At 73.8% G+C, this 25,424-nt stretch carries 24 protein-coding genes; 12 read left to right on the forward strand and 12 right to left on the reverse strand.

Annotated elements, in window-relative coordinates:
* The first annotated feature begins 668 nt into the window (after positions 1 to 668).
* The 7 genes from HCN08_RS22005 to HCN08_RS22035 all read left to right on the forward strand — a co-directional run bounded on the left by HCN08_RS22005 (position 669) and on the right by HCN08_RS22035 (position 8,423).
* The gene (locus HCN08_RS22005; RefSeq protein ID WP_240970318.1) at positions 669 to 2,168 is read left to right on the forward strand and encodes an MFS transporter; all 1,500 of its coding nucleotides are present in this window, start codon (positions 669 to 671) and stop codon (positions 2,166 to 2,168) included.
* Between the two features lie 284 nt (positions 2,169 to 2,452).
* Positions 2,453 to 3,220, forward strand: a complete 768-nt coding sequence (locus HCN08_RS22010) for an SDR family NAD(P)-dependent oxidoreductase (protein WP_206319087.1) — start codon at positions 2,453 to 2,455, stop codon at positions 3,218 to 3,220.
* Positions 3,221 to 3,454: 234 nt separating this feature from the next.
* Positions 3,455 to 4,756 carry a beta-ketoacyl-[acyl-carrier-protein] synthase family protein gene (locus tag HCN08_RS22015; protein WP_167984921.1) on the forward strand — a complete coding sequence of 434 codons (1,302 nt, stop codon included), beginning with the start codon at positions 3,455 to 3,457 and terminating at the stop codon, positions 4,754 to 4,756.
* Positions 4,753 to 6,018 carry a ketosynthase chain-length factor gene (locus tag HCN08_RS22020; RefSeq protein ID WP_167984922.1) on the forward strand — a complete coding sequence of 422 codons (1,266 nt, stop codon included), beginning with the start codon at positions 4,753 to 4,755 and terminating at the stop codon, positions 6,016 to 6,018. Before HCN08_RS22015 ends, HCN08_RS22020 begins: the two co-directional genes overlap by 4 nt.
* A 104-nt stretch (positions 6,019 to 6,122) precedes the next feature.
* The gene (locus HCN08_RS22025; protein WP_167984923.1) at positions 6,123 to 6,383 is read left to right on the forward strand and encodes an acyl carrier protein; all 261 of its coding nucleotides are present in this window, start codon (positions 6,123 to 6,125) and stop codon (positions 6,381 to 6,383) included.
* Between the two features lie 16 nt (positions 6,384 to 6,399).
* The gene (locus HCN08_RS22030) at positions 6,400 to 7,320 is read left to right on the forward strand and encodes a zinc-binding dehydrogenase (RefSeq protein WP_167984924.1); all 921 of its coding nucleotides are present in this window, start codon (positions 6,400 to 6,402) and stop codon (positions 7,318 to 7,320) included.
* A 134-nt stretch (positions 7,321 to 7,454) separates the two neighbouring features.
* Positions 7,455 to 8,423: an MBL fold metallo-hydrolase gene (locus HCN08_RS22035; protein ID WP_167984925.1), complete on the forward strand. Its 969-nt coding sequence runs from the start codon at positions 7,455 to 7,457 to the stop codon at positions 8,421 to 8,423.
* 72 nt (positions 8,424 to 8,495) lie between these two features.
* Here the strand turns inward: HCN08_RS22035 and HCN08_RS22040 are convergent, their stop codons facing one another.
* The 3 genes from HCN08_RS22040 to HCN08_RS22050 all read right to left on the reverse strand — a co-directional run bounded on the left by HCN08_RS22040 (position 8,496) and on the right by HCN08_RS22050 (position 10,960).
* On the reverse strand, positions 8,496 to 9,452 hold the full coding sequence (locus tag HCN08_RS22040; RefSeq protein WP_167984926.1) for an aromatase/cyclase: 957 nt from the start codon (positions 9,450 to 9,452) through the stop codon (positions 8,496 to 8,498).
* A gap of 123 nt (positions 9,453 to 9,575) precedes the next feature.
* Positions 9,576 to 10,409 (reverse strand): SDR family NAD(P)-dependent oxidoreductase, encoded by an 834-nt coding sequence (locus HCN08_RS22045; protein WP_167984927.1) that lies wholly within the window; start codon positions 10,407 to 10,409, stop codon positions 9,576 to 9,578.
* Entirely contained in the window at positions 10,406 to 10,960 is a 555-nt protein-coding gene (locus HCN08_RS22050; protein WP_206319088.1) for a flavin reductase family protein, read from the reverse strand. Before HCN08_RS22050 ends, HCN08_RS22045 begins: the two co-directional genes overlap by 4 nt.
* Positions 10,961 to 11,265: 305 nt before the next feature.
* On the opposite strand from HCN08_RS22050, the gene HCN08_RS22055 reads away from it, so the two are divergent.
* Together HCN08_RS22055 and HCN08_RS22060 are read left to right on the forward strand one after the other, a co-directional pair.
* Complete coding sequence (locus HCN08_RS22055) at positions 11,266 to 12,321, forward strand: phosphotransferase family protein (protein WP_167984928.1); 1,056 nt, start codon at positions 11,266 to 11,268, stop codon at positions 12,319 to 12,321.
* A gap of 103 nt (positions 12,322 to 12,424) precedes the next feature.
* The gene (locus HCN08_RS22060; RefSeq protein ID WP_167984929.1) at positions 12,425 to 13,894 is read left to right on the forward strand and encodes a GMC oxidoreductase; all 1,470 of its coding nucleotides are present in this window, start codon (positions 12,425 to 12,427) and stop codon (positions 13,892 to 13,894) included.
* 86 nt (positions 13,895 to 13,980) lie between these two features.
* On the opposite strand, the gene HCN08_RS22065 is transcribed toward HCN08_RS22060, so the two are convergent.
* The 6 genes from HCN08_RS22065 to HCN08_RS22090 all read right to left on the reverse strand — a co-directional run bounded on the left by HCN08_RS22065 (position 13,981) and on the right by HCN08_RS22090 (position 17,772).
* The gene (locus HCN08_RS22065) at positions 13,981 to 15,045 is read right to left on the reverse strand and encodes an LLM class flavin-dependent oxidoreductase (protein ID WP_167984930.1); all 1,065 of its coding nucleotides are present in this window, start codon (positions 15,043 to 15,045) and stop codon (positions 13,981 to 13,983) included.
* 123 nt (positions 15,046 to 15,168) lie between these two features.
* Complete coding sequence (locus HCN08_RS22070; RefSeq protein ID WP_167984931.1) at positions 15,169 to 15,927, reverse strand: SDR family NAD(P)-dependent oxidoreductase; 759 nt, start codon at positions 15,925 to 15,927, stop codon at positions 15,169 to 15,171.
* Entirely contained in the window at positions 15,924 to 16,385 is a 462-nt protein-coding gene (locus tag HCN08_RS22075) for a nuclear transport factor 2 family protein (RefSeq protein ID WP_167984932.1), read from the reverse strand. Before HCN08_RS22075 ends, HCN08_RS22070 begins: the two co-directional genes overlap by 4 nt.
* Complete coding sequence (locus HCN08_RS22080; protein ID WP_206319089.1) at positions 16,378 to 16,980, reverse strand: nuclear transport factor 2 family protein; 603 nt, start codon at positions 16,978 to 16,980, stop codon at positions 16,378 to 16,380. Before HCN08_RS22080 ends, HCN08_RS22075 begins: the two co-directional genes overlap by 8 nt.
* Positions 16,973 to 17,458: a nuclear transport factor 2 family protein gene (locus tag HCN08_RS22085; protein WP_167984933.1), complete on the reverse strand. Its 486-nt coding sequence runs from the start codon at positions 17,456 to 17,458 to the stop codon at positions 16,973 to 16,975. Before HCN08_RS22085 ends, HCN08_RS22080 begins: the two co-directional genes overlap by 8 nt.
* Positions 17,455 to 17,772, reverse strand: coding sequence for an antibiotic biosynthesis monooxygenase family protein (locus tag HCN08_RS22090; RefSeq protein WP_167984934.1), 318 nt, complete (start codon positions 17,770 to 17,772; stop codon positions 17,455 to 17,457). Before HCN08_RS22090 ends, HCN08_RS22085 begins: the two co-directional genes overlap by 4 nt.
* Before the next feature lie 264 nt (positions 17,773 to 18,036).
* Here HCN08_RS22090 and HCN08_RS22095 point away from each other — a divergent pair, with 264 nt between their 5' ends.
* Positions 18,037 to 19,677, forward strand: coding sequence for an FAD-dependent monooxygenase (locus tag HCN08_RS22095; protein ID WP_322974608.1), 1,641 nt, complete (start codon positions 18,037 to 18,039; stop codon positions 19,675 to 19,677).
* A 64-nt stretch (positions 19,678 to 19,741) separates the two neighbouring features.
* Positions 19,742 to 20,602 carry an SDR family oxidoreductase gene (locus HCN08_RS22100; RefSeq protein WP_167984935.1) on the forward strand — a complete coding sequence of 287 codons (861 nt, stop codon included), beginning with the start codon at positions 19,742 to 19,744 and terminating at the stop codon, positions 20,600 to 20,602.
* A 220-nt stretch (positions 20,603 to 20,822) separates the two neighbouring features.
* On the opposite strand, the gene HCN08_RS22105 is transcribed toward HCN08_RS22100, so the two are convergent.
* From HCN08_RS22105 to HCN08_RS22115, 3 genes are all read right to left on the reverse strand, one after another.
* Positions 20,823 to 21,527, reverse strand: coding sequence for a TetR/AcrR family transcriptional regulator (locus HCN08_RS22105; RefSeq protein ID WP_167984936.1), 705 nt, complete (start codon positions 21,525 to 21,527; stop codon positions 20,823 to 20,825).
* 102 nt (positions 21,528 to 21,629) lie between these two features.
* Entirely contained in the window at positions 21,630 to 22,283 is a 654-nt protein-coding gene (locus tag HCN08_RS22110) for a hemerythrin domain-containing protein (RefSeq protein ID WP_167984937.1), read from the reverse strand.
* Positions 22,284 to 22,341: 58 nt separating this feature from the next.
* Entirely contained in the window at positions 22,342 to 23,901 is a 1,560-nt protein-coding gene (locus HCN08_RS22115) for an MFS transporter (protein WP_167984938.1), read from the reverse strand.
* Positions 23,902 to 24,496: 595 nt separating this feature from the next.
* Between HCN08_RS22115 and HCN08_RS22120 the strand changes: the two genes are divergently transcribed.
* The gene (locus tag HCN08_RS22120; protein WP_167984939.1) at positions 24,497 to 25,399 is read left to right on the forward strand and encodes an AfsR/SARP family transcriptional regulator; all 903 of its coding nucleotides are present in this window, start codon (positions 24,497 to 24,499) and stop codon (positions 25,397 to 25,399) included.
* The last annotated feature ends 25 nt before the right edge of the window (positions 25,400 to 25,424 follow it).

Raw genomic sequence — 25,424 nt, forward strand, 5'->3', positions numbered from 1 at the left:
CCGCCGAGACCCTGCGCCGTACCCCCCTGCGTGTACGGCACCGACCGACCCCAAAGGTGAGGGTCTCGGGTGCGGCGCCTTCCGGCGGCTTCTTCAGGTCGCCGCCCAGAGCCACCGCGTCGCCGTCGTCGGGGCGCACCTCTGCGGCGAACCCAGCGCACGCTTCATCTCTTGCTCCGCCCCCTTTGGTTCCTGCCCTTTTATAGCCCTCTATTTCACGGACCACATCCGTCCAGCGTCGGCTGCGGCAGATGTTTCGCCGATACCACATTGACTGTGCTTTCCCTGTTCAAAGCGCTGTGGAGCCTACAACGTAGCGTTGTTGACGACCCAGTCGATGTCGCACAAGTTGTGAGGTGCGGGTGGGGTGGGGGCGTGAGACGGTGGGTGGGGGCGGTGAGGAGGTGGTGGGTGTGCGGGCGCTGGAGACTATCGGGTTTTCGCTGGTCGTGATCGCCTTCTGGGTCGCCACGATGTGGGTGTTCATCGATCCGCCGAACCTGCGGCGGCGGAAGAAGTAGCGGTGGCGCGGTGGGGGGCGTCACAGGGGGGTGGTGTCACATCTCGTGGGGGCGCGGGCGTCTTGGGTGTGACGCGACGTCCGTAGGGGGTGGGTGGCTGCTCCTGGGCGGGGGGCTCGCGTGACCGCGAGACAAGGAGAGCGCAGCATGGCCGCATACGATGCGGGGACCGGGGCCGATCCCCGGCGGTGGTGGATCCTGGGGGTCATCGCCGTCGCCCAGCTCATGGTCGTCCTCGACCTCACCGTCATGAACCTCGCGCTGCCGTCCGCGCAGCGCGCGCTGGACTTCAGCAGCACCGACCGGCAGTGGGTCGTGACGGCGTACGCGCTGTCGTTCGGCAGCCTGCTGCTCTTCTGCGGGCGGCTGGCGGACCTGGTCGGGCGCAAGGTCACCTTCCTCACCGGGCTCGCCGGGTTCGCGGCGGCCTCGGCGGTGGGCGGGGCCGCGGTGAACTTCACGATGCTGGTGAGCGCGCGGGCGTGCCAGGGGGTCTTCGGGGCGCTGCTCGCGCCGTCCGCGCTGTCGCTGCTGGCGACGACGTTCCGGGACCCGAAGGAGCGCGCGAAGGCGTTCGGCGTGTACGGGGCGGTCGCGGCGGCCGGCGGCGGGCTGGGGCTGCTGCTGGGCGGGGCGCTGACCACGTACCTGTCGTGGCGCTGGTGCATGTACATCAACACCGGGTTCGCGGCCGTCGCGATCGCCGGCGGCGCGGTGCTGGTGGGCCGGCAGCAGCGGACGAAGGCCGGGCGGCTGGACGTACCCGGTGTCGTCGCCGTGTCGGGCGGGATGTTCTGCCTGGTCTACGGCTTCTCCAACGCCGCCTCGCACAGCTGGCACACCCCCTCCGCGTGGGGCTTCCTCGCGGGCGGCGGCGCGCTGCTGGTGCTCTTCGCGTGGTGGCAGGGGCGCACCGCGCACCCGCTGCTGCCGCCGCGCGTCGTCCTGGACCGCAGCCGGGGCGGGGCGTACCTCACCGTCCTGATGATGGGCGCGGCGACCTTCGGCGTCTTCCTTTTCCTCGTCTACTACATGCAGGTCACCCTCGGGTATTCGGCCGTCCGGTCGGGGGTGGCGATGCTGCCGATGGTGGTGTGCAGCGGCGTCATGGCGACCGCCGGGAACACCCGGCTGCTGCCGCGCTTCGGGCCGCGGCCGATGGTCGTGGCCGGGATGCTGCTCAACGGCGCCGGCATGGTGTGGCTGACCCGCATCGGCACGCACGCGGAGTACGCCTCGGCGCTGCTCGGGCCGCTCGCGCTGGTCGGCGCGGGCAGTGGGCTCATCTTCGGCATGGTCGCGGCGACGGGGACGTTCGGCGTCGCGCCGCACGACGCGGGTGTCGCCTCGGCGAGCATCAACACCGGGCAGCAGCTGGGGGGTTCGATCGGCACGGCGCTGCTCAACACGATCGCGGCGAGCGCGAGCACGCATTACGTCGCCGGGCACGCGCACGGCCGCCCGACGCCGGCGCTGCTCCAGGCCGCGGCGGTGCACAGCTACACCACGGTGTTCTGGTGGTGCGCCGGCATCTACCTCGCCGGCGCGCTGATCTGCGGCACCCTGCTCCGCGGCGGCCCCCTGACCCCCCACCAGGACACCCCGGCCCCCACGCCCACCCCGCAACCGGCCCCCGCGGGGTCCTGAGCCACGGCTGACGATCAGCGCGCGCGAAGGGTCAGCTCGGCCGATGCTCAGCCCGGCTGACGGTGAGTCTAGGCGGACGATCAGCTCAGGCAAATCGTCAGCCCGGCTGACGGTCAGCCGCCGCGGACCGTCAGCCCTGGGCACTCGTGAGCCCCGCCGATGCTCAGCCCCGCTGACGATCAGCTCGCGCCGCGCAAGAGCCCAGTGCGCTCCCAGCCCGCGTCGACCAGGGCTGGGACGGTGCTTCGTAGCGTGAGGGTCCCGTTCAGCGGATGCGGGTTCGGATGGAGCCCGCGGACCCCCAGGAGGACACCGTGCGGCTCGTCGGGAAGGTCGCCATCGTCACCGGTGGTGCGAAGGGCTTGGGGCGAGCGATCGCCGAGGCATACGTCAAGGAGGGCTGCCGCGTCGTGTGCGCGGGGCGGGACGCGGCAGCCGGGGGCCGGTTGCCGGGGCTCGGGGAGGGGGAGCTGGCCTTCCAGCGGGCGGACGTGCGGGACAGCGGGTCCGTGCGGGGGCTGATGCGGGCGGTGTACGAGGCGTACGGGCGGCTGGACGTGCTGGTCGCCAACGCCGGGGTCAGCCGGCCCGGGCCGAGCGCGGACCTGGAGCCGCAGGCGTGGGAGGAGGTCGTCGACACCAACCTCAACGGTACGTTCCGGTCGGTGCGCGAGGCCGTGCCGTACCTGGAGAAGGACGGCGGCGGCCGGGTCCTGACGATGTCGTCCGCGCTGGCCACCCGGGTCGCGCGCGGCTCCGCCTCGTACGCGGCGTCCAAGGCGGGCATCGAGGCGTTCACCCGGGTGGCCGCGGTGGAGCTGGGCCCGCGCGGCATCACCGCCAACTGCCTGAGCCCCGGCTTCATCGACGAGGGCATGGGCCGGGCGCTCGCCGCGAACGAGCGGCTGTGGAGCCATTACGGCGCGAAGATCTCGGTCGGGCGGGCCGGCGACGCCGCCGAGGTCGCGCAGGCTGCCATCTTCCTGGCCTCGGACGAGTCGGGTTACGTCAACGGCCACGTCCTGGAGGTCAACGGCGGCCTGAGCTGGTGATCGCCCCGGGCCCGGGCGCCACCCCGAGCCCCGCCCCGAGCCCGATCCCAAACCCCGCCGCACGCGGCCCCCGGCCCCGCCCCACAACCCACCCCACCCCCCGCCGGACGGCGTGTTGAGCGGGGTTGGCCCGCGCCACCAGTCCCGCTCCATCCCCGTCTCACACGCTCATTGACAAGCACCGCGCACACCGCACGCATCCCCGACAGCCACCAGCAGTGGAAGGTCAGCGGAATGACGGACAAGGCAAGGACCGACGCAGCCCGGCCCGCGCCGGGACGCCGGGTGGTCATCACCGGCATCGGGGTGATCGCCCCCGGCGGAGTCGGCACCAAGGTCTTCTGGGACACCCTCACCTCGGGGCGCACCGCGACCCGCGGCATCACCCTCTTCGACGCCTCGCCGTTCCGGTCCCGGGTGGCCGGCGAGGTCGACTTCGACCCGGCCGCCGAAGGGCTCGGGCAGCAGCAGATCCGGCGGCTGGACCGGGCGGCGCAGTTCGCCGTGGTCGCCACCCGCGAGGCCGTCAGGGACAGCGGCCTCGACGCGCCCGACCCGTACCGTACCGGCGTCACCGTCGGCAGCGCGGTCGGCGCGACGATGAGCCTGGACCGGGAGTACGCGGTGGTCAGCGACGCCGGGCAGTCCTGGCTGGTGGACCACGCGTACGGCTCCCGGCACCTCTACGACTGGTTCGTGCCGTCCTCCTTCGCCGCCGAGGTGGCGCGCGAGGTGGGGGCGGAGGGGCCGGCCGTGGTGGTCTCGGCGGGCTGCACCTCGGGCCTGGACTCGGTCGGGCACGCCGCCGAGCTGATCCGGGACGGCTCGGCGGACGTGATGATCGCCGGCGCGACCGACGCGCCGATCTCCCCCATCACCGTGGCCTGCTTCGACGCGATCAAGGCCACGACCTCCCGCAACGACGACCCCGAGCACGCCTCCCGGCCCTTCGACCGCAGCCGCGACGGCTTCGTGCTCGGCGAGGGCTGCGCGATGTTCGTGCTGGAGGAGCTGTCGCACGCGCGGGCCCGCGGCGCCCGCGTCTACGCCGAGATCGCCGGCTTCGCGACCCGCTGCAACGCCTACCACATGACCGGACTGCGCCCGGACGGCCGGGAGATGGCCGAGGCGATCCGGGTCGCGCTCGCCGAGGCGCGGCTGAACGGCGAGCAGATCGACTACGTCAACGCGCACGGCTCGGGCACCAAGCAGAACGACCGGCACGAGACCGCGGCCGTCAAGCGGGTGCTGGGGCAGCACGCGTACCGCACGCCGATGAGCTCCATCAAGTCGATGATCGGGCACTCGCTCGGCGCGGTCGGCTCGATCGAGATCGCCGCGTGCGCGCTGGCGATGGACAACGGCGTCGTGCCGCCCACGGCGAACCTGCACGAGCCCGACCCCGAGTGCGACCTCGACTACGTGCCGCTCACCGCGCGCGAGCACCGCACCGACGCGGTGCTGAGCGTCGGCAGCGGCTTCGGCGGCTTCCAGAGCGCGATGGTGCTGGCCCGCCCCGACCGGCGGCCGGCATGAACGCGACCCGTACGCAATCGGCCCCCGCGTCCGCGCCCGGCACGACCGCGACCGCCGTGGTGACCGGCCTCGGGGTCGCCGCGCCCAACGGCTGCGGCATCGAGGACTACTGGCGGGCGACGCTGCGCGGCGAGTCCGGCATCGGCCGCATCACCCGCTTTGACCCGTCCGGCTACCCGTGCCGGCTCGCCGGCGAGGTCAGCGGGTTTGACCCGGCCGCGCACATCCCCGGCCGGCTCATGCCGCAGACCGACCACATGACCCGGCTCGCGCTCGCCGCGACCGGCTGGGCGCTGGCGGACGCGGGCGCCGACCCGGCGGCGCTGGAGGAGTTCGGGATGAGCGTGGTGACCGCGAACGCCTTCGGCGGCTTCGAGTTCGGGCACCGCGAGCTGGAGAAGCTGTGGAGCCGGGGCGGCAAGCACGTCAGCGCCTACCAGTCCTTCGCGTGGTTCTACGCCGTCAACACCGGCCAGATCTCCATCCGGCACGGCATGCGCGGGCCCAGCGGTGTGCTGGTCTCGGAGCAGGCGGGCGGCCTGGACGCGGCGGGGCAGGCGCGCCGGCACATCCGCAAGGGCACGCCGTTCGTGGTGACCGGCGGGGTGGACGGGGCGCTCTCGCCGTGGGGGTGGGTGGCGTATCTGTCCGGCGGGCAGGTCAGCACGGGCGAGGATCCGGCGCGGGCGTATCTGCCCTTCGACACGGGCGCCGCCGGCTGGGTGCCCGGCGAGGGCGGCGCGATCATCATCGTGGAGGAGGAGGCCGCCGCGCGGGCCCGGGGCGCGGCGCAGATCTACGGGGAGATCGCCGGCTACTCCTCCGGCATCGACCCGGCCCCGCACACCGGCCGGCCGCCCGCGCTGCCGCGGGTCGTCCGGCAGGCGCTCGCGGACGCCGGGCTCGAACCCGGCGACATCGGCGTGGTGTTCGCCGACGCGGCGGGGCTGCCGGAGCTGGACGCGGCGGAGGCGGCGGCGATCACCGAGGTGTTCGGGCCGCGCGCGGTGCCGGTCACGGCGCCGAAGACGATGGTCGGCCGGCTCGCCTCGGGCGGCTCCGCACTGGACACGGCGACGGCGTTCCTGGCCCTGCGCGACCAGGTCATCCCGCCGACCGTCCACGTCACCGACCCCGCGGGCCCGGCCGCCCACCTGGACCTCGTCCTGGCCGCCCGCGAGACGCCGCTGACCAGCGCCCTGGTGCTGGCCCGCGGCACGGGCGGCTTCACGGCGGCGCTGGTGCTGCGTACGGCGGGGTGAACGAGCCGCCGCACAACCCGAGTTGACGGTAGCTCAGGGCTGAACGGACCACCGCGTCCGTACGTACCGATGGAAGAACTCGCTTCGGAGGAGGGGCACATCACATGGCCCGGATCACGCTCGACGAGCTCAAGGACATGCTGGCCAAGGCGGGCGGCGAGGGCGCCGGCGCGCCGCGGCTGGACGGGGACGCGGTGGACACCCCGTTCGCCGACCTCGGCTACGACTCGCTGGCCATGCTGGAGGTGACCAGTATGGTCGAACTCGCCTACGACATCAGCCTCGACGACGACGTCGCGCAGACCGCCGAGACGCCCCAGGCGCTGCTGGACCTCGTCAACGGGCTGCTCGCCCAGGCCGCCTGAAAGCGGAGGGGACACCGTGAAAGCTCTTGTGACAGCGGCCGGCGAGGACGCCGGCCTGCGGCTGGACTCGGTCGCCGAGCCGGTGCCGCTGCCCGGGCAGGCGCTCGTGGAGGTCGCGGCGGTCGCGGTCAACCGCGGGGAGCTGTCCGTGATCGGGCAGCTCCCGCCGGGCTCCCGGCTCGGCTGGGACGTCGCCGGGACGGTGGTCGCCGCCGCGGCGGACGGCAGCGGGCCGCCGGCCGGCACCCGGGTGCTGGGGCTCGCCGACCGGGACGGCTGGGCCGAGCGGGTCGCGCTCGACACCGGGCGGCTCGCGGTGCTCCCGGACTCCCTGGAGTGGGCCGCCGCCGCGGCCCTGCCGGTGGCGGGGCTGACCGCGCTGTACGCGCTGCGCCGGGCGGGGACGCTGCTGGGCCGTACGGTGCTGGTCACCGGCGCGGCCGGCGGGGTCGGGCGGGCCGCGGTGCAGCTCGCCGCGCAGGCCGGGGCGCGGGTCATCGCGTGGGTGGGCTCGCCCGCCCGCACCGAGGGGCTGCACCTGCTGGGCGCGGACGTCATCGACCTGTACGGGGCCGGCGGCACCGAGCCGGTCGACGTGCTGCTGGACAGCTGCGGCGGCGAGGTGCTGACGCAGGGCTTCCAGGCGGTCGCGCCCGGCGGCACGGTGGTGTGCTTCGGCAACACCGCCCGCGCCGAGCTGCGGCTCCCGGTGGACTGGGGCCGGGCCCGCCCGGGGGTGAGCCTGCACTACCTCTTCCTCTTCGACGAGATCACCCGCCGCGACGTCGGCCGCGACCTGGCGACGCTGGTCCGGCTGGCCGACGGGCAGCAACTCGACCCGCAGGTCGCCCTGGTGGCCGACTGGACCGACCCGGCCCCGGCCTTCGCCCGGCTCCAGGACCGGCAGGTCAACGGCAAGCTGGTCCTCGCGCTCTGACCTGCGCGCCGTTGCGGACAGGCCGCCGCCCCGCTCGACGCCGAGCGGGGCGGCGGCTTTTCGCGGGTACGGGCCCCGGCGCGGTCCAAGCGCCGCACGAACGTCCTCCCAGCGGCGGCGGCGACGGTGGACGCATGACCTCATCCCCGCCCCGCCCCGACGTGGCCGCGCCGCCCGAACCCGCACCCACACCCGACCTCGAACCCCCGTACGTCCAGGCCCTCGCGCCCGGCGTGCACGCCTTCGTCCAGCCCGACGGCGGCTGGTGCCTCGGCAACGCCGGCATCGTCGCCGGCGACGGCATGACGGCCCTGATCGACACCGCCGCGACCGAGCACCGCGCCGGGCTGCTGCGCGACACCGTCACCGCGCTCACCCCGCACCCGCCGACACTCGTCGTCACCACCCACCACCACGGCGACCACCACTTCGGCAACGCCCTGTTCGCGCCCGCCGCCACGATCGTCGCCTCCACCGGCACCCGCGACGTCATGACGGAGAAGGGCACCGCCCTGCGGTACGTATGGCCCGACACCCCCTGGGGCGACCTCCCCCTCACCCTCCCCACCCTCACCTTCGACGGCCGCCTCACGCTCCATGTCGGCGGCATCCGGGTCGAGTTGTACGAGCTCGGCATCGCGCACACCACCAGCGACACGGTGGCGTGGCTGCCGGAGCAGCGGGTGCTGTTCGCCGGCGACGTCGTGCTGCCGGGCTGCACGCCCTTCGTGCTGGCCGGCTCGGTGGCCGGCTCGCTCGCGGCGCTGGAGCAACTGCGGGCGCTGGGGCCGACGGTGGTGGTCGGCGGGCACGGGCCGGTCGCCGGGCCGGAGGCGCTGGACGAGGCCGAGGCGTATCTGCGCTGGGTGCGGGAGCTGGCCGCCCGGGGCGTCGCGGAGGGCGTGAGCCCGTACGAGGCCGCCGTCCGCGCGGACTTGGGGCCGTACGCCGAACTGCGGGACCCGGAGCGGCTGGTGGCGAATCTGCACCGCGCCTACGCCGAGGCCGCGGGCCTCCCGCCGGACCACCAGATCCGCTCGGCCCCGGTGTTCGAGGAGATGGCCCGCTTCAACGGCGGCCGGCCGCTGACCTGCCGCGCCTGAACGCTCCGCACAAGCAGCGGCGGCGCCCCCCGGACTCCCGGGAGGCGCCGCCCAGTTCACGCACGCGGCAGCTCAGCCGACCTTTGACAGGCCGGCCCGCTCCTCCGCGTACCGCTTGGCGTGGCCCAGCGTGGCGAGGCTGTTGGCGCCGAGCGCGTTGCGGACGAAGTCGCGGGCGTCGGCGACGGTGGCGCCCTCGCCGAGCACGCGGGTGACGGCGTCCGGGTTGACGACGATGCTGTGCCGGGAGGTCGCCGACAGGCCCCGCGGGGTGTCGCGGAGGATCCACTCGCCGGTGTGCACGGTCAGCAGCGCCGGCACCAGCAGCTGCTTGTAGACGATGCGGCCGGGCCGGAAGCTCACCCGCACGGACTTGGTGGTGTGCTGCGAGCCGTCCTTGGCGAGGGTGTCCATCTCCAGCGTCTGCACGCCCTCGCCCGGCTCGGTGAGCACGACCCGCTTGACGTGCGGCAGCCGCGCCTCCCACTCGCGCGCCTGCCAGATGAAGTCGTGGACGTCGGCGGCCGAGCCCTGGATGGTGACCTCGTCGTCGAAGGTGAGCGCCAACTCCGGCAGGCGCGCGGCCAGTTCGGCGGTCGCCCGCATACGCTCCAGCTCCGCGCCGCTGTTGCGGTCGACGGCCTGCTCGATCCAGGCCACGTTCTGCGCGGTGTCGCCGACCGCGGTGAAGTCGTGGTCCAGGACGACCTCGCAGGAGGTGCCGGTCAGCGGGCGGACGGTCCAGCGGCCCCCCATGCTCGCGACCGGCGGCTGCGAGACCTCCTGGCGGAAGTCGACGGTCCGGGCCGCCGGGTCCAGCCGGCGCCGCGACGTCCAGGTCTTGACCTCGTCGTTGGCGGTCGCCCAGATCCTCAGGGTCTCCTCGCCGCCGCCGAGCGGGGTCTGCTCGACGTGCACCGAGGGCGGGAAGACCCGCGGCCAGTTCGCGGCGTCCGCGACGAGGCCGTAGACGGTGTCGGCGGGGGCGCCGACGGTGACGGTGTGCTGCATGCGGTGGACGGTTGCCATGGAGGGTCCCTCGAAGTCGGCGGTGACGGGCGGGGGTTGACGCGGGCCGGCGCGGGCCGCGGGCCGGCGGGGTTGGCGCGGGCCGGCGGAGTTGGCGCGGGCCGGGTAACGCCTGGGCGCGGCTCAGTAGTTGCCGAGGCCGCCGCAGACGTTGATGGCCTGCGCGGTGATCGAGGCGGCGGTGTCGGAGACCAGGTAGCCGACCATCCCGGCGACCTCCTCGGGCGTGGAGTAACGGCCCAGCGGGATCTTGGCGTTGAAGCGGGTCAGCACCTCGTCGGCGGTGGTGTCCCAGGCCGCCGCGTAGCCCTCGCGGACCCGGGCCGCCATGGGCGTCTCGACGTAGCCGGGGCAGACCGCGTTGACGGTGATGTTGCTGCGGGACTGGGCGAGTTCGAGGCCGAGTGCCTTGGTGAAGCCGACCACCGCGTGCTTGGAGGCGGAGTAGGGGGCGCCCAGCACGACGCCCTGCTTGCCGCCGGTGGAGGCGATGTTGACGATCCGGCCGGGCCGGTCGCCGCCGAGGCCGCCTGCGGTCAGCGCCTCGCGCGTCATGCGGAAGACGCTGTGCAGGTTGGTGTCGATGACGTCGAACCACAGCTCGTCGGTGATCTGCGCGGTGACCCCGCCGCCGCTGCGGCCGGCGTTGTTGACCAGGATGTCCAGCGGCCCGAAGCGCGCCACGCAGCTCGCGACGGCGGCCCGTACGCCCTCGGGCTTGCGGACGTCGGCGGCGATGCCGTCGGCGGTGATGCCCGCGGCGTCCAGCGCCTTGACGGTGGACTCGACGTTCTCGGCGGTGCGGGCGGTGAGGAAGACCTTGATGCCGGCGCGGCCGAGGGTGTGCGCAATGGCCAGGCCGATGCCGCTGGTGGCGCCGGTGATGAGCGCGACCCGGCCGTCGCCGCCAGTGGTGGTGTCGTCGCTGCCGGCGGGGTGGTGCGCGGTCGTCGTCATGACGGTCCCTTTCCGGGGGTCGGGTGGGGTGTGCGGGGCGTGGCCGGCGCCGGGCCGGTGACGGTGTGCAGGGCGCCGCGGTGGAAGACCATGGGCGGTACGGACCCGGCGACGCCGAGCCCGACCACCTCGGCGACGGCGAAGAAGTGGTCGCCGAGCTTCTGGACCTGCTGCACCAGGCAGTCCAGCCAGGCGGTCGTGCCGGGCAGCACCGGGTTGCCGTGCGGCGACTCCCACCACGTGAGGTCGGCGAACTTGTCGCCGCCGCTGCGGGCGAACCGGGCGCACAACTCCTGCTGGTCGTGGGCGAGGACGTTGACGGTGAAGGAGCCGGTGCCGCTCATCGGCGGCCAGCTCGCCGAGGACTCGGCGATGAACACCCCGACCAGCGGCGGCTCCAGCGACACCGACACGAACGACCCGACGACCAGGCCCGCGGGCCCGTCCGCGGTGCTCGCGGTCACGACCGTGACGGTGGTCGGCACATGGCCGAGCACCTGCCGGAAGACCTGCGGCTCCACATGGGTGCCGACGGGTGGTGCCATGCCCATCTGCGGCCTCCTGCCTGCGGGTTGGGTACTTCGAGGTGCCTCGACGTGCCTCGACGCCGATGCTGGCAGCCCCGCTTGGGGCCCCGGTGGGCGTGCGGTGAAGCCCCACCGGAGCCGTACGCCACGCCGGGCGGCCCCCGGCGCAGAAGGACGTGGCGGCCGTACGGGCGGCTCACCCTGCCGGCCGTGACGTACGGCTCACCCCGCCCCCAGCGGGCCCCCAGCGCGCTGGGCGACGATCACCGGTGCGCCCGGGACACCCGCGGGCCCGTCCCCGCCGACCGACGAGACCGAGGAGCCGGCCCATGGCCGTACCCCAGCAACGCGACCCCGACCTCACCCGTAAACGCCTCACCGGCTGGCTCGCCGACCGGCTGCCGGACGCCACCGACCTCACGCTCGCCGTACGGCTGCCCGAGGGGCTCGGCTTCTCGCACGAGAGCCTGCTCGTGGACGCCGAGTGGGCCGAGCAGGGCCGGCCCCGGTACCGGCGGCTGGTGGTGCGGGTCGGCCCGGTGCACTTCCGGGTCATGCCGGTCTCGCACCTGGCCGACGAATACCGCATCCTCGCCGCGCTCGCCGGCACCGACGTACCCGTGCCCGCCGTCCTCGGCTACGAGGCCGACCCCAGCCTGCTGGGCGCGCCTTTCTACGCCATGGAGCACGTCACCGGCTGGGTGCCCACCGACCTGCCCTCGTACCACCGCGCCGGCCAACTGCACGACCTGCCGCCGGACGGGCAGGCGGCGGTGTGGTGGAGCGGCGTGGACGTGCTGCGCCGGCTGCACGCCCTCGACCCGGCGGCCCTCGGCCTCGGCGACCTCGGCGCACCGGCCGGGCTGACCGCCCAACTCGACTTCTACGAAAGCCACCTGGACCACTTCGCCGGACCCGGCACCCCCATCGCCCTCGAAGCCCTGGCCTTCCTGCGCGACCGACTCCCCCCGCAGGCAGCGCAGTCGCAGCTGGTGTGGGGCGACGCGCGGCTCGGCAACGTCCTGTTCACCGGCACCCGGGCCGCCGCCGTCCTGGACTGGGAGATGGCCTTCCTCGGCCCCGGCGAGGCCGACCTCGGCTGGTACCTGTGGTTCGACCGGCACCTGAGCGAGGGCGTCGGCGCGACCCGCCTTCCCGGCCTGCCCGCCAAGGCCGCCACCGTACGCCGCTACGAGGCCGGCACCGGACGCCATGTCGCCCCGCACATCGGCTGGTACGAGCTGTTCGCCGGCTTCCGGTTCGCCCTCATCGCGGGCCGCGTGGGCCGGCTCATCGTCGAGCACGGCATCGTCGCGTCCGAGGCCGACGTGCCGCTGGCCCGCAACGCCGCCGGGCTGCTGGCCCGCGCCCTGCACGCGCACTGAGCCGGCCGCAACCCCAACCCGCCCCGCCCGTACGCGACGTGCGTGCAGGCTGAGAACCGCAGCACCACCCGTCCGTCCCACCCGAAAACCTGGAGGCCGACCCGTGGAAGACCAGCAGCACCGCACCGACGCGCTCGTCGTCGGCACCGGATACGCGGGCGCCATCGCCGCGCTCCGGCTCGCCGAGGCAGGTGTGCGCACCCTCGTGCTGGAGCGCGGCCGGCGCTGGCCCGTCACCGCGCAGGGCGACACCTTCGCCACCCAGCGGGACCTCGACGGCCGCGCCGCCTGGCTGAGCGAGCGCTCGCCGCTGACCGACAAGACCCTCGACGTCTACACCGGCGTCCTGGAGTCGCTGGACGGCGACGGCCTGACGATGATCGCGGCGGCCGGCGTCGGCGGCGCGTCCCTGCTCAGCAACGCCACCATGGTCGAGCCGTCGCCCGCGCTCTTCCGGCAGGCGTTCGGCGACGTCCTGGACCACACCGAGATGACCACCCGCTGGTACCGCGAGGCCCGCGACCTCATCGGGTGCAGCCCCATCCCGCAGGACGTCTACGCCTCGGAGTTCTACCGCTCGGCCCGCTCCTTCGCCGAGCAGCTGGACCGGGCCGGCATCCCGTACAGCCTGGTCGACCTCGCCGTGGACTGGGACGTGGTGCGCGAGGAGATGGCCGGCCGCCGGGTCGCCGCCGAGGTCGCCGGGCTCAACCTCTTCGGCGTCAACAGCGGCGCCCAGCGCAGCGTGGACGTCACGATCCTCGCCCGCGCCGAGGCCACCGGCCGGGTCGAGGTGCGCCCGCTCAGCGTCGTGACGTCCGTCCGGCCCGACGGCAGCGGCGGTTACGCGGTCGCGTACGAGCGGATCGACGAGCGCGGCACCGTCCTGGAGCGGCACGAGGTCCGCACCCGCACCCTGGTGCTGGCCGCCGGCACCCTCGGCACCACCCGGCTGCTCATGCGCGCCCGGGCGGCCGGCGCGCTGCCGGACCTGGACGGGGCGCTCGGCACCAGGGTCGGCAACAGCGAGGTCATCACCGCCCGTACCGGCATGCCGGAGAACAACCCCACGCAGGGCGGCCCCTGCGCGATCCTGGTCCGCGACTGGGAGACCAACCCGCACGCCCCGGTCTCGCTGCTCAACTTCCCCTGGGTGGACGCGCCGGCGGGCGAGGGCTGGATCACCACGATCGGCGCCTGCCCCTCCCCCGCGCTCGGCAGCTTCCGCTTCGACGAGAAGAAGGACGACGTCGTGCTGAGCTGGCCGGTGGACGACCCGCGGGTCACCGTCATGGCCAAGGCCGTGCAGGACACCCTCGACCGGCTCGACGCCGCCAACCCCGGCTCCAGCACCGCCTTCGCCCGGGTCGGCACCACCGGCGGCAACGTCGTCGGCGGCGTCCCGCTGGGCCTGGTCACCGGGCACGACGGGCAGGTCCACGGCCACCCGGGCCTCTACGTCGTCGACAGCTCGCTGCTGCACGGCTCCTCCGGCGGCGTCCCGCCGGCCCTCACCGTCGCCGCGGTCGCCGCCCGTACGGTCGCCGGCATGGTCGCCCGGGTCGCCGGCTGAGCCCGGCGCCCGTGTACGAGGGAGCGGCCCCCGGCTCGTGCAAGCCGGGGGCCGCTCCGTATGCGCTGCTCCGTACGTGCCGCGGGTTACGCGGGGGTGCGGAAGTGCGGCAGGACCTGCTCGGCGAACAGCCGCATCGAGCGCTCGGACTCCTCGTACGGCGGGTTGCCCGAGATGATCTGGAGGCTCACGGTGACCTCGCCGTACCACTCGCGGATCGTCCGCAGCCGCTCGGTGACCTCGGCCGGCGTGCCGACCAGGACCTTGTTCTCGGACAGCGAGCGGTCGAAGTCGGCCTTGGAGATGCGGTCCACGATCTGCTCGTAGCCCGCGTAGCCCTCGCTGCGCCGCTCGCCCCAGGCCGCGACCGCCTCGATCATGGTGGCGTTGGTGCGCTGCGAGTAGAGCTTGCCCTTGGCACGGGCCTCGGCGGCGTCCTCGCTGAGGTAGCAGTTGTAGCTCATGTGGACCTCGTCGCCGCCCGGCGGGTGGCCGGCGTCGGCGTACGCCTTGCGGTAGAGCGTGAGCATCTCCTGGACCTTCTCGCGCTTGGAGATCGACGGCACGAGCAGCAGCCCGTGGCCGTCGCGCCCGGCCTGCTCGCAGGAGGACGGCGTGATCGCGGAGGCGACCAGGATCGGCGGGTGCGGGCGCTGGTACGGGCGCGGCAGCAGCGTCACCGGGCCGAATGTGTAATATTGCCCGTCCCAGACGACGTCCTCCTCGGCCCACAGCCGCCGGCAGGCCCGCAGGCCCTCGGCGAACCGCGGCCGGCTCTCGTCCATCGACAGCTCGAAGGCGTCGAACTCGTCGGGCAGGAAGGCCCGTCCGAAGCCGACCTGGAGCCGGCCCTTGGAGATGTTGTCCAGCATCGCGAGCTTGCCGGCGAGCTTGAGCGGATGGGTGAAGGCCGGGATCACCGCGCCGGTCACCAGCTTCACGCGCTGCGTCCTGGCGGCGACGGCGGCCAGGAAGGTCACCGGGTCGGGGCTGTAGCCGCCGTAGCTGAAGAAGTAGTGCTCGACGGTCTTGACGTGGTCGTATCCGAGGTCCTCGGCCAGTTCGGCCAGCCGCAGGGCCTCCTCGAAGTACGTGCCGGCCGGCTTGTCGTCCGGGCCGACGGTGGGGAAGAAGTTGATGCCGAATTCCATGCGTTGCTCCCTGGGCACGTCGTAGGGCGGGCGCAGTCTGAGGCGGGGCGGGGGGACGCGGGGGCGCCGGGTCGCGGGGTCGCGGTGGGTCCGGGGTCGCGGGGGTCGCGGGGGTCGCTGGGGTCAGAAGACGACGCCGGCGCCGCCGTCCACCGCGACGATCAGGCCGGTCGCGAAGGACGCCTCCGGACGGGCGAGGTTGACCAGCCACCACGCCACTTCCTCCGGCCGGCCCACCCGCCCGAGCGGCACCCGGGACCGCTGCCGGTCGCGCAGTACGGCGACGGCCGCCGCGTCCAGCCCCGCGTGCTCGGCGATCGGCGTCTCCACCGGGCCGGGCGAGACCCCGGCGACCCGGATGCCGCGCGGCGCCAGCTCCAGCGCCCAGGTGCGGGTGAGGAAGTCCAGGCCGGCCTTGGTCGCGCCGTACACCGAATGGCCGGGCCAGCCGCGCTGGTTGCCGGCCGTCGTCACGTTGATCACCAGGCCCTTGGCGGCCTCCAGCAGCGGCAGCGCCCGCTGGGTGAGGAACAGCGGGGCCAGCAGGTTGGTCTCGACCTGCGCCCGGGTGCCGTCCTCCTCGATCCGGCCGAGCGGCGCCGAGCGCATGGTGACCGCGTTGTTCACCAGCACGTCCAGGCCGCCCAGTTCGCGTGCGGCGGCCTCGACGATCCGGTCCGGGGCGCCGGGTGCGGTGATGTCGTCGGTGTGGGCGGCGATCGCCGGGTGCAGGGCGGCGGTCTCGGCGAGCCGGCCGCCGCTGCGGCCGACGACCAGCACCCGCGCGCCCTCGGCGGCGAACGCCAGGGCGGTGGCCCGGCCGATGCCGGTGCCGCCGCCCGTCACGACGACCGTACGGTCCCGCAGGGCGTCGCCGCTCACAGCTCGGTGCGCTCGCCGGCGTCGTCGACCGGCGACCACCACAGGTTGCCGCGGGTCACGCCGTCGCCGAACAGCGCGCTGCGGCCCTCGACGACCCGGCCGTTCTCCCAGCGCAGCATGTGCACGCCCTGCACCTGGAGCCGGTCGTAGGGCGAGATGGTGCCCTCGGCCGCGCCGGGCCGGTAGCCGTCGAGCTCGTAGACGTCGATGGAGATGCCCGCCTCGGGCAGGATCAGCACGTGCTTGGTGGTCGCGGCGAACCGGCCGCCGTGGGCCTCGCCGAGCTTGCCCATCTTCGTCAGGTAGTCGTCGAGACCCACGTACCAGCCGGAGAACTGGTGGTGGCCGGGCATCTCGAAGCGCAGGTTCTCGTCCCAGTATTCGAGGATCTTGCTCTTGTCGCCGGTCATCAGGGCCGCGTAGGCGGCGTCCACCCGCTCGCGGGTCAGGTCAGCCATCGTCGTCGTCCTTCCGGAACGTAGGGGTCGTACGGGTCGTACGGGTCGTAGGGGTCGTACGGGTCGCGGAGGTAGCGGTGGTCGCGCCCGGGCCGGCCGCGGGCGCGTTGTCGTGGGAGTTGACGCGGTGCCGTACCCGCCAGGCGCCGTCCTGGCGGACCAGCACGTCCCGCCCGGTGGTGCTCAGGTAGACCTCGGGCACCCCGCCCTTGGGCGTCTGGAGCAGCACCGCCCGGTAGGTGGTGCGCAGGCTGCCGCCGGCGGCCGGCTCGACGCGGAGCATGCCGATGAGGTAGCGGCGCACGGCCGCGGCCTCCCGGCGGGCGGCCACCGCGCCGCGGGCGGCGGCCACGATCGCCGCCCGCCCGCGCCGCTCGGAGGGCGCGTTGCCCGTCCACACCCGGCCGGCCTGCGCCTCCTGCGCGAAGACCGCGTCCTCGGTGAAGGTCGCCGCCCACCGGTCGAGGTCGCCCTCGCCGAGGAGCTGCACCTGCCGGGCGTAGAACCGCTCGATGTCGCCGTAGAGCGCGCCGTCCACGTACGGGACCGGTGCCGTACCGGCGTACGGGGCCGCGCGGGTGCCGCCGTCAGGCACCGTCGTGGTTGATCTCGCGGTACTTGATCCGCCAGCGGCCGTCCTCGCGTACGAGGGTGTCCGCGCCGGTCGTGCTCAGGTACACCGACGCCTTGCCGCCGACCGGCGTCTCGAAGACCACCGCGTAGTAGCGGGTGCGTACGGTGCCGGGGTCGACCTGGTCGGCGACGACCATGCTGAGCCAGTGCCGGCGCACCACGTTGCGGTTCTTCAGCCGGTCCACGCCGCGGCGCATGGACGCGGCGATGGTGTCCCGGCCGCGGGTCGGCTCCGGCTTGACGTTCTGCGCGAAGACGCCGTCCTCGGTGAAGCCGTCGGCCCACTCCTCGGCCTCGGCGTTGTCGAGCAGCTGCATGTGGTGCGAGTAGAACTGGACGATCTCGGCGTACGTCTGCGCGTCGACCGGCGCCGCGGTCGCCGGAACGGCCTGGGTCCCGGGGACGGCCTGCGTCGCGGGCGCGGGAGCGGCCTGCGTCATCGCACACCCCCGGCGGTCTCGGTCTCGGCGACGCCCTGCTCGACGATGTCGCTCATGTGCGGCTCTCCCTTGATCACGGTGCCCAGCGCCTTGAGCCGGCGGCGGAACTCCGGCTCGGCGAGGGCCTGGTCGAAGGTCTCCTGGGTCTCCCACTCGGCGACGTTGAAGTAGACGCCGGGGTCGTTCTGGGAACGGACGAGCTGGTACCGGATCAGGCCGGGCCGGGTGCGCATGAACTCGGCGACGTCGGCGTAGATCCGCTCCAGGTCCTCGGCCGCGCCGGTGAGCGTCAGCTTGTTGACGAAGACGAACACGTCGGCTCCTTGGCTTTTGTGGCGTGGGCTGAAGGGACGGTCCTTCGGACGGTCGTGCGCGGTGCGGCACCCACCCTCGTACGGCCCGCTGGCGGGCAGGTGGGGCGGCGGTGAGAGGCGGCAGGGGCCGGGGAAGGGGCGGCCGGCCAGCGGGCCGCGACCGGGAAGCGGGCGGCACGGCACCGCGGCCCGACCGCAGCACCAGAAGCCCTGGCCAAGCTGGCGGCACACCCAAGCCGCCCGCGACCCCTGGGAGGAGCCGCCGTGTCGGATCCGCAGGAAGCCCGTGACGTGACGCCTGGTGAGGCGGAGGAAGTCGAAGAGGTGCCGGTCCTGGTCGTCGGCGGTGGCCTGTCGGGCCTGACCACCGCGCTGTTCCTCGGCCTGTACGGCGTACGGCCGCTGCTGGTGGAGAAGCACCCCGGCACGTCGGTGGTGATGAAGGCCCGCGGGCAGTACCCGCACGTCATGGAGGCCCTGCGGATCGGCGGGGTCGCCGACGCGGTGACCGCAGCGTCCCCGGGCGGCACCGGCGAGTTCTACATGGCGCTCGCCAAGACCCTTTCCGGGCCGGTGCTGCGCGGCATCATGACCGAGGGCGAGATGGCCATGAGCCATGTCTCGCCCGAGGACTGGGCGATGGCCAGCCAGGAGCGCACCGAGGAGATCCTGGCAGCCCGCGCACGGGAGTTGGGCGCCCGGCTGCGCTTCGGCACCGAACTGGTGTCCTTCACGCAGGACGCGGCCGGCGTCACCGCCGTGCTGCGCGACCGCGCCGGCGCCACCACCCGTACGGTACGGGCGCGTTACCTGGTCGGCGCGGACGGCAGGCACAGCCCGGTGCGCAAGGCGCTGGGCATCGGCATGCACGGGCGCGGCCATCTCGGCGACGTCTTCCGGGTGTTCTTCGACGCCGACATGAGCGCGGCGGTCTCGGGCCTGGAGGGCAATGTCGCCGGCGGCGGCCGGTTCGCCCTCTTCCACCTGCTCGACCCGGTGCCCGGCGTCTTCTACACCACCGACGTGCCCGGCCGGTACGGCTACATCCGCGGCATGTCGAACGACCAGCCCGACTACACCGGTTGGACGACCGCGCAGTGCGAGGAGCTGGTGCGGTACGGCATCGGCGTCCCCGACCTGGCGATGACGGTCGTCGGCACCGGCGAGACCACCATCACCTGCGAGGTCGCCGACCGGTTCAGCGACGGCCGGGTCCATCTCATCGGCGACGCCGCGAAGGTGGTGCCGGCGCCCGGCGGGCTCGGCGGCAACACCGCGGTCATGGACGGCTTCTACCTGGCGTGGAAGCTCGCGATGGTCGTCAAGGGGCAGGCGGGGCCGGGGCTGCTGGACAGCCACGACCCGGAGCGGCGGCCGGTGTCGGAGATGATCGCCGAGCAGCAGTACACCAACACCGTCGAGCGCCTCGGCCCCGACCTCGACGCGACCGGCGCCGCCGCGCCGATCCACCCCGTCACGCAGGTCTTCGGCTACCGGTACGCGGCCGGTGGCGCCGTCGTCCGTGAAGTCGGCGACGCCGGCGAGCTGTTGGAGGACCCGACCGCGCCGACCGGCCGCCCCGGCTCGCGCGCGCCCTACGTACCGCTGGACGCGGTCGGCGTGCCGTCCACGACCTCGCTCTTCGGCCGCTCCTTCGTGCTGCTCGCCGGTACGGGCGCGGACGGCGAGGTGTGGGCGCGGGCCGGCGCGGACGCCGCGGCGCGGCTCGGCATCGAGCTGCCGGTGCACCGGCTCGGCGGCTGGGAGAAGGCGTACGGCGTCACGCCGGGCGGCGCCTCGCTGGTCCGCCCGGACCGCTTCGTGGCGTGGCGGGCCCAAGGCCCGGAGGGCGTAGGCGGGTTGGAGGCGGCGCTGCGGGCCGTACTCGACCGGCCCTCGGCGTGAACTGCCCCTGCCCCGCCACTCGTTCGACCCCGAGCTTCAACCCCCAGCGACAGGAGGGACGTTCATGTATCTGGTCACCGGAGCCACCGGCAACATCGGCGGGAAGGTGCTGGACCGGCTGCACGCGGCCGGCCACAAAGTGCGGGCGCTGACCCGCGATCCGGGCCGGGCGCGGCTGCCCGCGGGCGTGGACGTGGTCGCCGCCGACCTCGGCGACCCGGCGACGCTGCCGGCCGCGCTCGACGGGGTGCGCAAGGTCTTCCTGATGTCGCTGGGCCACAACAAGGCGACGCACGACGGGAATCTGGTGGCCGCGGCGGAGCAGGCGGGCGTCACGCAGGTGGTGCAGCTGTCCACGCTGGGCGTCGAGGAGGTCGACGAGGAGCACGACACCCCGCTCGGCCGCTGGCACCGGCAGGCCGAACAGGCCCTGACCGGCTCCTCGTTGGGCTGGACGATCCTGCGCCCCAACGGCTTCATGACGCACGCGCTGGGCTGGGCGCCCGGCATCCGGGACGCCTCGGTCGTACGCAGCCCGATCGCCGACCTGCCCGAGGCGCTGGTCGCCCCCGAGGACATCGCGGACGTCGCGGTGCGGGCGCTGACCTCGGACGGGCATGAGGGCGCGGTCTACTCGCTGACCGGGCCCGAGGCGCTGACGACGCGCGAGCAGGTCGCGGTGCTGGGCGAGGTGCTGGGGCGGGAGCTGCGCTTCGAGCAGATGACGCTGGAGGAGCACCATGCGGTGCTGGCGGCGCGCTACTCGGCGCAGACCGCGGACGGCGTGGTGAAGGCGCTGCGTACGGTGCTGGAGTCCGGCGACGACTTCCGCGGCCGGGTCTTCCCCGGCATCCCCCAGGCCCTCGGCCGCCCGGGCCGCACCTTCCGCCAGTGGGCGACGGAGAACGCGGCGGCCTTCGCCTGACCCCGCGCTCCCCTGACCCCGCGCCCCCCGTACGAGGGCCGGCCCTCTCCCGCACGGAGGACCGGCCCTCTTGCCGCGCTCCTACGGGGCGGGGTCCGCGTGTACGCCGCCGGGTACGCGGGCCGGCGCGCGCGGGGCCGGACCCGCCTTTACGCCGCCGGGCTCGCGGCGGGGTACGCCCGGGTCGCCGGGCCCGGCGTGTACGCCGCCGGGCGCTCGCTCAGCCCACCGCGTGCGCGGCCAGGAACGCGGCGACGATACGGCGGACGTACTCCCCGTCGAAGGTGCGGCCCGCCAGCAGCCGGCGGTAGACGAGCGGGCCGGCGAGCTCGTCGATGGCCTGGTCGGTCTCCAGCTCCGCCGGCAGCTCGCCGCGCGCCTTCGCTCCCTCGACGACCTCGCGGAAGACCTGCGAGCCGCCCCGGTAGAGCGCTTCCTTCAGCTCGGCGAAGACCGGGTCGCTGCCGGCCCGCTCGATGACCGCGCGCAGCCCCGTCTCGCTGACCGGCTCGTGCAGCAGGGCGCGCATCCCGTCCAGCTCCCGCTCAAGGTCGGCGCGCAGGTCGCCGGTCGGGGCGGTGTGGGCGCCGGCTATCCGTTCGGCGATGACGTCCCGGATCAGCCCGGCCGCGTCGGGCCAGTGCCGGTAGAGCGTGGTACGCCCGACGCCGCTGCGGGCGGCCACCGCGACATGCGTGACCGCCGACCAGCCCTGCTCGACCAGCAGCTCCTCGGCGGCGGCCAGCGCCGCGGCCCTGCTGCGGGTCGCCCGCGGGTCGGGCCCGCGCGCCGGGGCGGACCCTGACGCCGCCGCCCCGGACGCCGCCGCGGACGCCGCGGAGGCCGATGCGGCCCCGGACGCGCCCCCGGACGCCGCGGAGGCCGACGCGCCCCCGGACGCAGACGTAGACGCAGACGTGCTCATCGCACTCCCCTCCGTATCTCACCCGCAGCCACGCGCGCGGACCGCCGGCCGAGCTCCGGGCCCCGGGCCCCGGGCGCGGCGGCCCGGAGCCCGGCCGGGGCCTCAGCGAGCGGTGCGCCCCCACGGGGAGTTCTTCAGGTACTTCGGGCGCCACTGCCTACGGTAGAGGAACCGCACCGGCGGCGGCACGATCGCCAGCACCCGCTGCTCCACCTGCGGCGACGCGCCCTCCAGCAGCCAGGGGAAGAAGTGCGAGCCGCCCTTGAGCCCGACGGCCTTGCGCTGCTCGTTGCCGAAGGCGTCCCAGTCCTTCTGGGTGAGCACCGCGTCGACGAGCGGCAGCCCGGACGCCTCCTCGTGCTCCAGGTGCGCGGTGACGCCCGCGCCCAGCTCCTCCATGGTCGCCCGCAGCCGGGAGGTGTCGCCGGAGGCGAGCTGCCGGTCGACGGACTCCATGAGCGGGTCGAGCACCGCGTGCTCGGCCTCCATGGCGTCCAGCAGCGCGACCCGCTCCGGGTCGGCGCCGACCTTCGCGCGCATCGGCGGCCACAGCAGCTTGTCCTCGGCGGAGTGGTGGATGGTCAGGTAGCGCTCGAAGACCTCCCAGCCGGCCCGGAAGGCGGCCGGGTCGCCGATCCGCGGGTCGGACGCGGGGATCAGCCGGGACAGGTCGCGGCGGAAGGCGTCGTGCGCGGCGTACATCATCAGGAAGTCGATCTTCGTCGACCGCGCGTCGTATTCGGTGGCGGTGCTCATCAGTACCTCCAAGGGGGGTGCCGGGCAGGTGCCAGGCAGGTGCCGGGCAGTGGTGTCGTCACATCGCGACGGCGGCGTCGGCCCGCGCGGCGTCCTCGGCGGAGACCCGGATGACCGTCGCGGCGACGATCGCGGCACCGACGAGGACGAAGCCGGCGATCAGGAAGCCGAGGCTGTAGCCGTGCGCGAGCGAGTCGTTGATCGCGTGCTGCACCTGCGGCGGGACGGGCTTGCCGTTCGCCGCCCCGCCGCCGGAGCCCGCCCCGCCCCCGCTTCCGCTGCCGGGCAGCAGCTTCTCCATACGGTGCCGGGTCGCGGTCGCGGCGACGGTGCCGAGCACGGCCAGGCCCAGCGCGCCGCCCACCTGCTGGCTGGCGTTGAGCAGCGCGGAGGAGATGCCCGCCTGCTCGCCCTTGATGCCGGCGACCGCGGCGAGGGTGAGCGGCACGAAGCACAGCCCGATGCCGCTGCCGACGATGACCAGCGGGCCGAGCAGCGAGCCGGCGTAACCGCTGTCGGCGTCGATGGCCGACAGCCAGAACATGCCGCCGGCCGACAGCAGCGTGCCCACCGTCAGCAGCGGGCGCGGCCCGACCCGGCCGACCACGCTGCTGCTGAGGGTCGCGAAGACCGCGGTGCCGACGGCGAACGCCAGGAAGGCGAAGCCGGTCTTGAGCGGGCTGAAGCGCAGCACGATCTGGATGAAGAGGGTGAGGAAGTAGAACAGCACGATCAGCGACGTGCCGATCGCGAACATGATCGCGAAGGAGCTGGAGCGGTTGGCGTTGCTGAAGATCCGCAGCGGCATCAGCGGCGTCGCGGACCTGGCCTCGATGACGAGGAAGGCGACCAGCAGCGCGCCGCCGACCGCGAGCGGCACAACGGTGGCGGTGCTGCCCCAGGAGTGCGAGGCGGCGTTGATCAGGCCGTAGACGATGAGCGACATGCCCGCGGTGACCGACAGCGCGCCGGGCAGGTCGAGCCGGCCGCCGGCCGGGCGGGACTCGCGGAAGGCGCGGGTCGCGGCGAGCAGCACGAAGGCGCCGATCGGCACGTTGATGAACAGCACCCAGCGCCAGCTCAGCTCGTCGGTGAAGACCCCGCCGAGGACGTTGCCGAGCGCGCCGCCGACGCCGGAGACGGCGCCGTAGACGCCCATGGCCCGGTTGCGCTCGGCGCCCTCGGCGAAGGTGCTGGTGAGCAGGGCGAGCGCGGCGGGCGCGATGAGCGCGCCGGCCACGCCCTGGGCGGCGCGGGCGCCCAGCAGCCAGCCCTGGTTCTGCGCGAGGCCGCCGAACAGCGAGGCGGCGGTCAGCAGCGCGGCGCCGGCCATGAACGTACGGCGCTGGCCGTACTTGTCGGCGATCCGGCCGCCGAGCAGCAGCAGGCCGCCGAAGGTGAGGGCGTAGGCGTTGACGACCCATTCCAGGTTGGAGGCGGAGAAGTCCAGCGCTCCCTGGATGGAGGGCAGGGCCACGTTCACGACGGAGACGTCGAGGACGACCATCATCTGCGCGAGCGCGATCAGGGTGAGCGCCAGTCCCTTGCGGGAGGGCTGCTCCTTTGCGGTGGCGTCCGGCAGGGGCATGACCCCCGGCCGCACGGTTCGATCGGTCACGACGAGCTCCTGACGGTGAGCCGTGGGGGTGAGGGTGTCCGGGGTCGTCCCGGGGCCGGGTTGTCCCGGATTATCCCGGGCGGTGTCCGGGGTGGGGCGCTTCTGTGAAACAACCTGTACCGTATCTATGGAACAGGATGCCCCACAGTTGCCGCCGGCGGCAAGTTCCACCGGCCTTCGGCGCGGCGCGCCGCCCCGTCCACGGCGCGACTCGCGCCGGCACCCCGCGCCACGTGCGCCACAGGGGCGCCTCCAGATGCCTGAGACCCAGCCCCCATCGCGACCGACAAGAGTGGTCGCAGTTCACGGCTGTGACACTGGCGTTTCCGCCGTCCGCCCCACGGTCGACCGGTCTCCCGCAGTCCTCGGGGTGCCTTTTTCCATGAATTGACATAACGACAATTCGCCTCCGGAAAGGCACTATTCAATGCCCTGACGGGTGCTTTACATGGAGAAGCTTGAAGTCGTCACCGAGGCCGCATAAAATTCCCGATGGCTGTGCCCGAATTGATGGACTTGGCTCGCGTTTGTGATTCCGACCGCACTACCCCCTACCAGTACGACGCGTCACTTGGAAAGGTGGTACCAGGCCTTCATGGAATTCGCCATCCTCGGCCCGCTCGGAGTGTACGAGCAGGACCGGTTCTACGCACCAACAGCGCCCAAACAGCGACAACTCCTGGCACTGCTCCTGCTCAACGCCAACCGGGTCGTGTCCACCAGCACCTGCATCGAGGAGCTGTGGGAGGACAACCCGCCGAATACCGCGCTCTCCACGCTCCAGTCCTACATTCTCCAATTACGGCATCTGCTGAAGAAAGTCCCGCGCATCGGCAGCCTGCAGGCCGCCCGCCGTATCCTGGAGACCCGCGGCGGGGGTTACCTGCTCGCGGTGCACGGCCATGAACTCGACGTGAATGTCTTCGCCGATCTGGTACGGGACGGGCGCGCCGCGCTCGGCAAGGACGACGTCCGCGCCTCCCGGCTGCTCGGCCAGGCCCTCACCATATGGCAGGGCGCGGCCCTGTCCGACGTCATCGCCGGGCCGATCCTGCGCACCCACCTGGCCGGCCTGGAGGAGAACCGGATCAGCGTCCAGGAGCAGCGGATCGACGCCGATCTGCGGCTGGGCCGCCACCACGACCTGCTCGGCGAGCTCAGCGCGCTCACCACGCAGTACCCGACGCACGAGAACCTGCACGCCCAGTTCATGCTCGCTCTCTACCGCTCCGGCCGCCGCATCCAGGCCCTCGGCGTCGTCCAGCAGCTGCGCAAGGTGCTGCACGACGAGCTCGGCCTGGAGCCCTCGCCGCGCATGCACCGCCTGCACCAGGCGGTCCTCGCGTGCGACCCGGTCCTCGACGCGCCCGCCCAGCCCGAGAAGCTGCTCTCCCTCGACCTGGTGACCCGCACCGGCCACACCGGCAGACGCACCCTGGCCCAGACCTACCCGGTCACGGACCTGGCGGCCTTCGCGGCCCGCGCGGTGGACGAGTAGCCCCCGCGCCGAACGCCTGACGGCA

The sequence above is a fragment of the Actinacidiphila epipremni genome, from assembly GCF_012034175.1.
GTDB lineage: Bacteria > Actinomycetota > Actinomycetes > Streptomycetales > Streptomycetaceae > Actinacidiphila > Actinacidiphila epipremni.

Bases quoted from the DNA above. Each gene is read 5' to 3' on its own strand.
- HCN08_RS22055 (WP_167984928.1), top strand. From the start codon at position 11,266: ATGGCCGTACCCCAGCAACGCGACCCCGACCTCACCCGTAAACGCCTC.
- HCN08_RS22010 (WP_206319087.1), top strand. From the start codon at position 2,453: ATGGAGCCCGCGGACCCCCAGGAGGACACCGTGCGGCTCGTCGGGAAG.
- HCN08_RS22065 (WP_167984930.1), bottom strand. From the start codon at position 15,045: ATGGAATTCGGCATCAACTTCTTCCCCACCGTCGGCCCGGACGACAAG.
- HCN08_RS22085 (WP_167984933.1), bottom strand. From the start codon at position 17,458: ATGACGCAGGCCGCTCCCGCGCCCGCGACGCAGGCCGTCCCCGGGACC.
- HCN08_RS22050 (WP_206319088.1), bottom strand. From the start codon at position 10,960: ATGGGCATGGCACCACCCGTCGGCACCCATGTGGAGCCGCAGGTCTTC.
- HCN08_RS22045 (WP_167984927.1), bottom strand. From the start codon at position 10,409: ATGACGACGACCGCGCACCACCCCGCCGGCAGCGACGACACCACCACT.
- HCN08_RS22005 (WP_240970318.1), top strand. From the start codon at position 669: ATGGCCGCATACGATGCGGGGACCGGGGCCGATCCCCGGCGGTGGTGG.
- HCN08_RS22020 (WP_167984922.1), top strand. From the start codon at position 4,753: ATGAACGCGACCCGTACGCAATCGGCCCCCGCGTCCGCGCCCGGCACG.
- HCN08_RS22015 (WP_167984921.1), top strand. From the start codon at position 3,455: ATGACGGACAAGGCAAGGACCGACGCAGCCCGGCCCGCGCCGGGACGC.
- HCN08_RS22110 (WP_167984937.1), bottom strand. From the start codon at position 22,283: ATGAGCACCGCCACCGAATACGACGCGCGGTCGACGAAGATCGACTTC.
- HCN08_RS22025 (WP_167984923.1), top strand. From the start codon at position 6,123: ATGGCCCGGATCACGCTCGACGAGCTCAAGGACATGCTGGCCAAGGCG.
- HCN08_RS22120 (WP_167984939.1), top strand. From the start codon at position 24,497: ATGGAATTCGCCATCCTCGGCCCGCTCGGAGTGTACGAGCAGGACCGG.
- HCN08_RS22075 (WP_167984932.1), bottom strand. From the start codon at position 16,385: ATGGCTGACCTGACCCGCGAGCGGGTGGACGCCGCCTACGCGGCCCTG.
- HCN08_RS22100 (WP_167984935.1), top strand. From the start codon at position 19,742: ATGTATCTGGTCACCGGAGCCACCGGCAACATCGGCGGGAAGGTGCTG.
- HCN08_RS22105 (WP_167984936.1), bottom strand. From the start codon at position 21,527: ATGAGCACGTCTGCGTCTACGTCTGCGTCCGGGGGCGCGTCGGCCTCC.
- HCN08_RS22035 (WP_167984925.1), top strand. From the start codon at position 7,455: ATGACCTCATCCCCGCCCCGCCCCGACGTGGCCGCGCCGCCCGAACCC.
- HCN08_RS22040 (WP_167984926.1), bottom strand. From the start codon at position 9,452: ATGGCAACCGTCCACCGCATGCAGCACACCGTCACCGTCGGCGCCCCC.